Origin of the sequence: Baaleninema sp. (genome assembly GCF_049974805.1) — a bacterium.
GTDB lineage: Bacteria > Cyanobacteriota > Cyanobacteriia > Cyanobacteriales > Geitlerinemataceae > Baaleninema.
The window spans coordinates 21,465-27,464 of record NZ_JBNGCO010000066.1 but is presented as its reverse complement, the minus strand read 5'-3'; the positions used below and the strand labels follow the sequence as shown (position 1 = coordinate 27,464).

Sequence of the window (6,000 nt, the reverse complement as noted above, 5' to 3'; positions counted from 1 at the left end):
CCTCTGCATTGGTGGCATATCGGGACCAAATCGGCAAACGCCCGCCTGTGGCGACAATGGAATTGATGTGGAGTCCCTACCGCCATCCCCATCACGTGGTTTCGGGATTCGTCCATCCGCCGACGGAAACTCTGTTTCGAGAAACCTTCGTCCTGCGAGAACAACCGCTGTTTACTACGGTTAAAGGCTTAGAAGGTAGTTGCGATTTGCCCCGCAGTCGAACGGCGATTGTTGGACTGTCGGGGGATTGTGCGGATTCGGAACCGACTGCGTCTTGGCAGCGGTTACATCTCCACGCCCGAGATTACGGACTCGGGGGACCAGATGTGCTGCTGGAGTCGGAAGAACAGGTGATTCGGGATTTAAGGGCGGTTATTGCGGGGAAGGAAACGGAATTGACGAAATCGGCGGTTTGGACGGTGGGATTTTACATCTGGAGAACGGGGGTTCCGGAGGATTTGAAAGGGGCGATCGAAGTGGCGAAAACTCAGATTTTAGGGGGGAAAATCGCTGAGATGCTGCAACGGTTACAGGAGGCTACTTCCCATGAAATCGCCGTGAATTAGTGCAGTGATTCTCGCGGCGGGGCAAAGTCGCCGCAAAGTTCTTCGGTTTTGGGGGAATTCGCCGCCCGAGGGGGACGATCGTTTTAAAGCTGGCTGTCGGAAATTCCTACGGAGGCGATCGCGGTTGATGAGGACATGGCTGCGATGTTGCACAATTGCGATCGCCCCGAGGATTTGTAGCGGTTCTCAAAGCCGATTAGGCTGGAAAAGCAGTTGAAGATCGAAACTCATGGGCGAACTTTGGTGTTTGGCGATCGGGGTCGATCGTTCTCAATTTCTCCAACCGCTGCGATATGCGACGGAAGACGCCCAAGCTTTGCGAGATTGTTTGGTGGAAGCGGGCGTCGCGTCGAACCGACGGGTTTGGTTGATGACGCAGCGATCGCCTGATGGGAAGGATTTCGACAGTTTTCCCAGTTCCGAAAACCTCGATCGCCTTCTCGATCGCCTCGCGTCTCAATCCATCCCACCGGAAGACGGACTCTGGCTGTTTTTCAGCGGCTACGCCCTCAACCATGCGGGGCGAGATTACTTCATACTGGCAGATAGCGACCCCGACAAGCTGTCTGAAACGGCAATTTCGGCAAAATCGCTGTTCGATCGACTGCATGCCTTTAACCGCCACAGAACCGTCTTATTTCTGGATATCGATCGCCCCACCGCCCCCCACGCCGGACCGGAAATCGGGTCGGACATCGCCCAACTTGCTGAAACCACGGGGGTTTCTGTCGTCTTTTCCTGTCAGCCTCACCAACACAGTCGCGAAACTCGCTATCTGCAACGGGGACTGTTTACCGCTGCCCTTCTCGAAGCCCTCCATCACCATCGCTGTCGGACTTTCGCCCAACTCGAGGAATATCTCAGCCAGCGGTTGCCCCAATTGGCGGAACATCACCGACAACCGCCTCAAACGCCCTGGTTGGTTGTCGCTTCGCCCGATCGATCGATCTTTCCCGAGGGAGAGGTTTCTTCGGAAGTCTCGCCAAGTACAGAGATATCCGGCGACGCTGCGACGGCTACGGAAGAACCGAAAACCTCCCTGGCGGCGTTTTGGCAACTGACGCTGACGTTGGCGGTGATTCCCGCGTTGTTGATGGTGGGGGTGGTGTTTTCGCCGGATTTCTCGGAAATTGAAGAGTCCGCTGATACTGAAACGGCGACTGAAACGGCGACTGAAACGGCGGTTGATGACATTGAAACCCGACATCGCCAACGTCTGGAAACGGCGAAAGCGGCGATCGATCCCACTCAAGCGTCTTCCTACTGGCGATCGATCGATACCCTCAAACAAATTCCCCCCACTTCGCCGATTTATCCTCAAGTCCGAGAACAAATCGACCTCTGGAGTTGGGACATTTTGAAACTCGCCCGCATGCGGGCGGAAAACGGCAATCTCGACGCCGCTATCGAAACCGCCCGCTTGGTTCCCCCCAATACGGCGGCGTATGAAGCTGCCCAAGGGGAGGTGAGGAGATGGGGGGATGATGGGATGAGGAGATGATGGGAAAGGTTTATCGATCGATGGAAATGTGAAATTCCATCTGCGACTCTAACGGTTTCCCCCCCGCCAACGGCGGCGTTACGGGAATTACACCCCCTTCGACGGGGGCGGCGTAACTGGGGTAAACGCTGGCGGCTACGCTAATATGTCCGTTCGCCACTGCTAACCCATGAGTCGGATCGTAACCGCGCCATCCCGCCCCCGGCAAGTACGCCTCGACCCAAGCGTGTAAATCCCGTTCTTCGGAATCGGGATCGCCTTCCTGGTAGCCGCTGACGAATCTCGCCGCTAATCCCACAACCCGACAGGCGGCTACAAACAACACGGCAAAATCTCGACAGGAACCTTCCCGTTTTTTCCAGGTCATGCTGGGGGATTGCGGGTCGCCGTGGGGACGAACTACGTATTTACAATTGCGATAGATTTCTTGGGTGAGTTGGTGCAGAAAATCGATGGGTTTGCCGTGGACGCGATAGGCAATTTCTTCGCCTAGTTCTGCGGCGACGGGATCGCCAGTTGTGGGCAAAATTCCCAAGGGATGGAAGTATGGCGATAGTTGCGATCGCAGGGAACTGGGATAGTCGAACGGAAGCTGCATCGCCCAGGGTTCGAGAAGGTAAACAAACGGGTTTTGTTGCAGGGTTTCGACTTCGGAAATTGAGGTGATTTGCAGTTTTTCTGTGGGGCGATCGAACCAGAGGTTTACCGTTGCGTTTCCGTCTAAATCTACGATTTCCGAACGTCCGATGGGGGTGGGAGATACGTCGAGTTGGTAATGATGGAGTTTTTGCCAGCCGTCGCATCGCGGTCGCAATCGCACGACATGGGGTTTTAAGAAAACAGGCTGGTTGTAATGATAAGTCGTGCTATGTTTTATTTTTAAAAGTGCCATTTTAATAGGTTGGTTTGAGGATTTATAAAAAATATCGGATCGAGAAAACATCCAAAACTTATACTATTATAGTATATCTCAAAATCAATCAGAATCATCAATTTTTATCAAAATTTAATCTTAAAATTTAATCTATCGCAATTAAGCGTAGGGGCGAAAACGGTTCGCTCCTACGCAGAAAATCGACTTAACTCACCATCAACTGGGTCATAGTTTGACTGTCTTCCGACTCCGATTCCAGGGGATAACTATTAAAGAAGGTTTGGGAAATCTGTGTATCCACCTCGTTCATTTCGCTTTGCAGGCGATCGAGGAATTGGTGCAATCCCACCTCAAACACATCTTCAATGGTCGTATATCCCAATTTCGAGCAAAGTTTTCCTAACGCCCGTTCTGCACTGTTACACCAAGTTCCAACAGGCGTTCCGGTAATTTGATGCAGACAATGTTCTGTTTCTTGAAGACAGAAATTAATCGATCGCGGAAACTCTCGGTTGAGAATCAAAAATTCCGCCACCCCAGCAGGAACGATGCGATGTTGCGCTTTCCGATACATTTCGTAAGCACTGGTAGACTTGAGAAGAGCAATCCATTGAATGCGATCGAGCGGACTTCCCACCCATTTCGCCGATGGTAATAAGATAAAATACTTCACGTCGAGGATGCGATCGGTTTTATCCGCCCGTTCTAACAATCGCCCCACTTGACCGAAGTGCCAGCCTTCATTATGACTCATTGTCGCATCCATCACCCCCGCAAAACGGTGACTGGCGAACTTCACGTGAAAGAATAACTGATGAAAAATATTATTTGAATTGTCAGCGGCGGCGTCTTTCAACAGATGGTAAAACGTATTCACCTCTTCCCACATTTCAGATGAAATGATTTCTCGGATCGATCGCGCGTTTTCTCGGGCAGCATACAAGCAGGATAAAATGGAATTGGGATAGTCTAAATCGAACGTGAGAAACTGAATCACGTTTTCCGCCGTCGCTTCCCCGTAGCGTTCTTCAAATAACGCTAAATCTCCTGTTGTAATCACCAGCGGACGCCATTGTTGCTCTAAACCCGACGGCAAATCTAACATTAAATTGAGATTGAAATCGATGAATCTGGCGACGTTTTCCGCCCGCTCGATATAGCGATTCAGCCAATAAATGGAATCTGCAACCCGACTCAGCATAATTCAACCTTCCTTTTTAAAAAACACCCGAGACCATCGTTTGTAATTTTGTAGGTTCCTGACTTTTTAAAACGAAACCACGGAGCGAAACCTAACTCTCAAGATTTTGGTTTTCTCTTCATCTCTTTGGCGTCAATTTTTGGGTATCGATCGACTCACCGAATGGCGATGAAATCCCCAAACTTATTCTCGTTTGGTTCCACTCCATTCCACCCCACCTACAAACTACAAAACTCTCAACTCTCAATTAATTAACACCCACGTATCTTTACTTCCTCCGCCTTGAGAAGAATTCACCACCAACGACCCTTCTTTTAACGCGACCCGAGTTAACCCGCCCGGTTGAACGTAAATATCATCGCCGCGATGGAGAATATAAGGCCGTAAATCCACGTGACGACCCGCCACTTCGCTATCTCCCACTAACGTCGGAACTCGCGACAGACAAATCGTCGGTTGGGCGATGTAATTGCGGGGATTGGCGATAATTTTCTCGGCGAAGGCTTCCCGTTCTTCCGGGGTCGATTGCGTTCCCACTAACATTCCGTACCCTCCCGCTTCGTTCGCCGATTTCACCACCAAACTCTCGAGGTTTTGGAGGACATGGTCGCGGTCTTTGTCTCGCCAACAAAGATAGGTGGGAACGTTCGGTAAAATCGGGTCTTCGTCCAAGTAATACCGAATCATTTCCGGAACGAAAGCGTATACCACTTTATCGTCGGCGACTCCGGTTCCTGGGGCGTTGGCGAGGGCGACGCGACCGGAACGATATACTTCCATCAACCCCGGAACTCCGAGAAGGGAATCAGACCGAAATTCTTTCGGGTCGAGGAAGTCGTCGTCGAGGCGACGGTAAATGACATCGACGCGACGGGGTCCTTTGGTGGTTCGCATTTGTAAGTAACCGTCAATCACGACTAAATCGCGACCTTCGACGAGTTCGACCCCCATTTGTTGGGCGAGAAACGAATGTTCGTAATAGGCGGAGTTGTAGATTCCAGGGGTGAGAACGACTACGGTAGGCTGGGCGAGTTGCGGCGGGGCTAAGCCGAGAAGGGTTTCGAGGAGGTGACTCGGGTAGTCATCGACGGGTTGAACCGCCAGGGTTTGAAAGGCACCGGGAAAGGTACTTTTCATGACGCGGCGGTTTTCTAAGACGTAGGAAATTCCGCTGGGAACTCGCAGGTTATCTTCGAGAACGTACCATTGACCGTCGCGATCGCGCACGAGGTCGGTTCCGGTAATATGACACCATACCTCCGTCGGCGGTTTCAAACCGATACAGGGTTTGAGAAAACCGGGGGCTGATTGAATAATATGTTCGGGAACGACGCCGTCTTTAACGATTTTCTGGTCGTTATAGACATCGTTTAAAAAGAGGTTGAGGGCGGCGATTCGCTGTTTTAAACCTCGTTCGAGATATTCCCAATCTCGGGCGGAAACGAGACGGGGAATAATGTCGAAGGGAAAGACTTTTTCGATGCCGCGATCGTCGCTGTAGACGTTGAACGTCACGCCCAGTTTGAACAGGGCAATTTGTGCGGCTTCTTGATATCGCTGCAATTCCCCCGGTTCGAGATGCTGCATCCAATCGATCGACCGTTTGGCGAACGGCCGGGGTTTTCCAACGTCTTCAAAGAGTTCGTCGAAAAAATCTCCGGGGTCGTAAGCGTCTAACTTCACCAATTGCGCTCCTCCGCCTTACTCTTCTATCTAGGATTGAATTAACGAGCGCCCGCGACTGTATCTGTGGTTACAGTTTCTTTGAGTTTCACTTTGAATTTTTGGGTTGGGAACGGCCATCGAGGATCGATCGACTGAAAAATTTTCGGGCGATTTGTCGTTTTTTTCAACGGAT

At 51.2% G+C, this 6,000-nt stretch carries 4 protein-coding genes and 1 pseudogene; 2 read left to right on the top strand and 3 right to left on the bottom strand.

Going from position 1 to position 6,000, the window contains the following annotated elements:
- Both ACP5D4_RS13545 and ACP5D4_RS13540 read left to right on the top strand, forming a co-directional pair.
- A pseudogene (locus ACP5D4_RS13545) lies at positions 1-566 on the top strand (hypothetical protein); the annotation flags it as partial.
- Between the two features lie 229 nt (positions 567-795).
- On the top strand, positions 796-2,067 hold the full coding sequence (locus ACP5D4_RS13540) for a caspase family protein (protein WP_428012153.1): 1,272 nt from the start codon (positions 796-798) through the stop codon (positions 2,065-2,067).
- Positions 2,068-2,077: 10 nt separating this feature from the next.
- On the opposite strand, the gene ACP5D4_RS13535 is transcribed toward ACP5D4_RS13540, so the two are convergent.
- The 3 genes from ACP5D4_RS13535 to ACP5D4_RS13525 form a co-directional block, all read right to left on the bottom strand.
- Positions 2,078-2,959, bottom strand: coding sequence for a transglutaminase family protein (locus ACP5D4_RS13535; RefSeq protein WP_428012152.1), 882 nt, complete (start codon positions 2,957-2,959; stop codon positions 2,078-2,080).
- 187 nt (positions 2,960-3,146) lie between these two features.
- Positions 3,147-4,142: an alpha-E domain-containing protein gene (locus ACP5D4_RS13530; protein WP_428012151.1), complete on the bottom strand. Its 996-nt coding sequence runs from the start codon at positions 4,140-4,142 to the stop codon at positions 3,147-3,149.
- A gap of 243 nt (positions 4,143-4,385) precedes the next feature.
- Positions 4,386-5,825 carry a circularly permuted type 2 ATP-grasp protein gene (locus tag ACP5D4_RS13525; RefSeq protein WP_428012150.1) on the bottom strand — a complete coding sequence of 480 codons (1,440 nt, stop codon included), beginning with the start codon at positions 5,823-5,825 and terminating at the stop codon, positions 4,386-4,388.
- Between the last annotated feature and the right edge of the window lie 175 nt (positions 5,826-6,000).

Coding starts and splice junctions, on each gene's coding strand:
- ACP5D4_RS13540 (WP_428012153.1), top strand. CDS start 796: ATGGGCGAACTTTGGTGTTTGGCGATCGGGGTCGATCGTTCTCAATTT.
- ACP5D4_RS13535 (WP_428012152.1), bottom strand. CDS start 2,959: ATGGCACTTTTAAAAATAAAACATAGCACGACTTATCATTACAACCAG.
- ACP5D4_RS13530 (WP_428012151.1), bottom strand. CDS start 4,142: ATGCTGAGTCGGGTTGCAGATTCCATTTATTGGCTGAATCGCTATATC.